The 3,820-nt window shown below is 72.8% G+C and carries 3 protein-coding genes and 1 tRNA gene; all 4 read right to left on the reverse strand.

The window, feature by feature from the left end; genetic code table 11:
- Nucleotide 1: 1 nt before the first annotated feature.
- Nucleotides 2-76, reverse strand: a tRNA-Val gene (locus RBH18_RS43370).
- Nucleotides 77-265: 189 nt separating this feature from the next.
- Complete coding sequence (locus RBH18_RS43375) at nucleotides 266-730, reverse strand: peroxiredoxin (protein ID WP_306216354.1); 465 nt, start codon at nucleotides 728-730, stop codon at nucleotides 266-268.
- 185 nt (nucleotides 731-915) lie between these two features.
- Nucleotides 916-1,347 carry a DUF3052 domain-containing protein gene (locus tag RBH18_RS43380; protein ID WP_305789372.1) on the reverse strand — a complete coding sequence of 144 codons (432 nt, stop codon included), beginning with the start codon at nucleotides 1,345-1,347 and terminating at the stop codon, nucleotides 916-918.
- A gap of 95 nt (nucleotides 1,348-1,442) precedes the next feature.
- Complete coding sequence (locus RBH18_RS43385) at nucleotides 1,443-3,731, reverse strand: transketolase C-terminal domain-containing protein (RefSeq protein ID WP_306216355.1); 2,289 nt, start codon at nucleotides 3,729-3,731, stop codon at nucleotides 1,443-1,445.
- Nucleotides 3,732-3,820 lie beyond the last annotated feature (89 nt).

Here is a 3,820-nt window from a genome sequence, read left to right on the forward strand (position 1 = left end):
GTGGTGGGCGCGGTAGGTTTCGAACCTACGACCCCTCGCTTGTAAGGCGAGTGCTCTCCCACTGAGCTACGCGCCCGGTTCCTGGGGTACCGGAGTGGTCATCCTACCTTGGCCTCGCGTCCAGCCGCCCGTCCGGCCCGGTGGCATGGGAGGGACAGCGCTGCGGGACGAGGAGGACAGGGACGGGGGACGCCGGCGAGGCCGACGACCCCTCGCTTGACAACACGGGGGGACACTGCCCGCTTGCGAAGGGGCAGGGCAGGCGTCAGGGGATCAGGTTTGTGACGACGTCTCGCCAGGTGGTTTGGTCGCGGGGGTGGCCGGGGGGCTGGTGCTCGGCGAAGCGGATCGTCCCGTCCTCGTCGATCAGGAAGGTGCCGCGGTCGGCGAAGCCTGCCTGGTCGTTGAAGATCCCGTAGGCCTGGGCGACGGCGCCGTGCGGCCAGAAGTCGCTGAGGAGGGGGAATGTGTAGCCTTCGCGGTCGGCCCAGACCTTGTGGGTGTAGACGGAGTCGACGCTGATGGTGAGGACCTGGAGGCGGTCGTTGGCGTACTCCGGGAGGTGGGCCTGGAGCTCGGTCAGTTCGCCCTGGCAGGTGCCGGTGAAGGCCAGCGGGTAGAAGACCAGCAGCACCGCCTTGCGGCCCCGGAAGTCCGACAGGGTGACTTCCTGGTTGTTCTGGTCCTTGAGGGTGAAGTCCGGCGCCCGGGAGCCCACGTCGATGGTCACGCCCCCAGCCTAACGAGGGCACGACAAGACGATCGTGAGCGCACGACGAGACAGCCAAGAGGGCACCACGAAAGGGCCGCGAGCGCACGACGAGAGGCCGCGGGAGCAGCGGAAAGACCGCCGCGCGGGCACGGCGACATGGCCGCGCGGCGGCGGAGAAGCCGCGCGGCATCGGGCCGGGGGGCCTACTTCTTCTTGGCGCCCCGGGACGAGACCAGGCGGGCCGCGGTCCAGTCCTTGCCGGCGTTCACCGTGGAGGTCTGCTGGAGGCCGGCGGTCGGGGCGCTCTCGCTGACCTCGCTGGGCTCGACGTGTCCGTCTCGCCCGGCCTTGGGGGTCAGGAGCCACACCACGCCGCTGTCCGCGAGCGGGCTCAGGGCGTCCGTCAGTACTTCGAAGAGATCGTCGTCGCCGTCGCGGTACCAGAGGAGCACCGCGTCGACCACCTCGTCGGTGTCCTCGTCGACCAACTCGCCCACGCGTTCGGTCAGGGCATCACGGAGATCCTCGTCGACATCGTCGTCGTAGCCCATCTCCATGACCACCATGTTCGGCTCGAAGCCGAACCGGTCCGCCAGGCTGCGTACGCCGTCGGCCTGACCAGCGGTCGCGCTCACTGTCGAATTCCTCCTTGCTGTTCTCGGCACATGTGTGGAGGTAGTCCACACATTCGCGGCCCTGTGCGCAAGTGGCGCACCGGGTGTGTGGCAATTTACCGCGCCAGCAGGGCGTGGGCACCCTGCGTGATGGCATCTTCCCCGATCAGGACGTGCTGCGCTGCCGGACCGAGCGGAACGGGGGTGTCCGCGCCCGCGATCCGGCGCACGGCGCCCACGAAACCGCCGTCCACCAGGGCAGCGAGAATGCCCTCGCCCACCCCGCCGGAGCGCCGGGTCTCGTCCACGATCAGGACCCGGCGGGTCGCCGCGGCCTCCCGGAGCAGGTCCGCGGTCGGCAGCGGGCTCAACCAGCGCAGGTCCACTACTCGGGATCCGTAGCCCTCGGCGGCGAGCTGCGCGGCCACCCGCAGCGACATGCGGACCCCGTTGCCGAAGGTCAGGATGGTCAGATCCTCGCCGGACCCGACCGGGTAGGTCTGGGCGCGGCCGATGGGGATGTGCGCGCCGGCCCACTCCCCCGGCGGGGCGTAGGGCGCCAGCCACTCGTTGTCGCCCTGCCGGTAGAGGTCCTTCGTCTGGTAGAGGGCGAGCGGCTCCAGGAACACGCTGACCGTGCCGTCGCAGGCCGCGGCGGCGACGCAGGAGCGGAGCAGCGGTGCCGCGTCGGCCGCGCGGGAGGGCACGGCCAGGACCAGGCCCGGCACGTCGCGCAGCACGGCGACGGAGTTGTCGCCGCCGAAGGAGTGCTGGTAGGCGAGCCCGGCGACCCGGACCACCATCGGGTTGCGGAAGGCGCCCCGCGAGAAGAACTGCATCGTCGCCGCCTCGCCGCGGAGCTGGTCCTCGGCGTTGTGCAGGTACGCCAGATATTGGATCTCGGGGATCGGCAGCATCCCGGCCAGCCCGGTGCCCAGCGCGAGCCCGAGGATCGTGGTCTCGTCGAGCAGCGTGTCGAAGACCCGCTCGCCGCCGAAGCGGTCGCGCAGGGTGCGCGTGACGCCGTAGACGCCGCCCTTGACCGCGACGTCCTCGCCGAAGACCAGGGCGCCGGGGTGCGCGAGCATCGCGTCGGTCAGGGCGGCGGTGAGGGTCTGCGCCAGGGTCAATGGGCCCGCCTGCTCGGGCAGCCGGCCGCCGAAGGCCTGGGTGCGGGCCATCGAACCGATCCCGCTCGCGCGCCCGGCCGTGTCGGCGACGTGCTTCGCGACCCGCAACGGGCGGCGGGGGGCCAGCGGGGCGGCGACCTCCGCGAGGGACGCCAGCTTCGGCTCGCCCAGCACCTCCTCGGCGACCTTGCGCACCTGCCAGCCCAGTTCGTCGTACCTGGTCATGAGGTCCTCGGGGGTCGCGAAGCCGCCCTCGACGAGCAGCCGCGCGGTGCCGGCCAGGGGATCCCGCTCCAGGTCGCGGGCGATCTCCGCGGCGGCCCGGTACGCCGTCTCGGTGTCCGCCCCGGCATGACCCATCAGCCGTACGACCGGCAGGTGCACCACCGCGGGCCGGCGCTCGCCCCGGACGTAATCGGCGGCCTCCCGCGCCACGTCGAAGGTGGCCGCCAGGTCGGTGCCGTCGGCGTGGAAGTAGCGGAGCCCCGGCCGGCTGCCCAGCGCTTCGGCGACCCAGCCCTCCGGCGACGGGACGCTCAGCCCGTAGCCGTTGTCCTCGCAGACGAGCAGCAGCGGGAGGTTCCGGCCCTTCCGGGCGTACCACCCGAGGGTGTTGAAGGCAGTTGCCGCCCCGGCGTGGTTGATCGACGCGTCGCCGAAGGAGGCCACGACGATCGCGTCCGACGGCCACGGCGGGTCGACACCGCGCAGGTGGGGGGCGGCGCTCATCCCGTACGCGATGCCGACCGCCCGCGGCAGATGCGACGCCACCGCCGCCGTGGCCGGGACGATCGCCAGGTCGGCGCGCCCGAAGACCTTGTGCCGCCCGCCGGCGATGGGCTCCGCGGCCGACGCCACCACCCCGCGCAGCACGTCGCCGGCGGCCTCGAGCAGCGGATCGTGCTCGGGGTCGGCGGGGCCGGACCGCTGGGCGGCCTGGAGCACCCGGACACAGTGGAAGGCCGCGGACCGGTAGTGCAGCAGGGCGGGATCGTCGGGGCGCAGCGCCGCGGCGACGGCGGCGTTGCCCTCGTGGCCGGACGAGCCGATCGTGTAATAGCCCTCGTTGAAGCTGCGCAGCCAGCGCGCGGCCAGGTCGAGGTGGCGGCTGACCAGCTGGGCGTCGAAGAGCTCGCGCGCCCGGGCGCCGGTCAGCGCCGAGCCCTCCCGGACGGGCTCGCCCTGGTCACGACGGTGCCCGGCCGGCCGGAGGGCCGCCACCGCGTCACGGAAGCGCTCGTCGAGCTGCTGGGGGGTCGTCACGGCATCCAGCATTGCGGACCTTGGCCACACCCGCCACCGCGCGAACGCGCACCGAAACCAGCCCGCCGGCGCCGCCACCGCGAACGCGGCCGGAACCGGCC

The organism is Actinoplanes oryzae (assembly GCF_030757795.1).
Classification (GTDB): domain Bacteria; phylum Actinomycetota; class Actinomycetes; order Mycobacteriales; family Micromonosporaceae; genus Actinoplanes.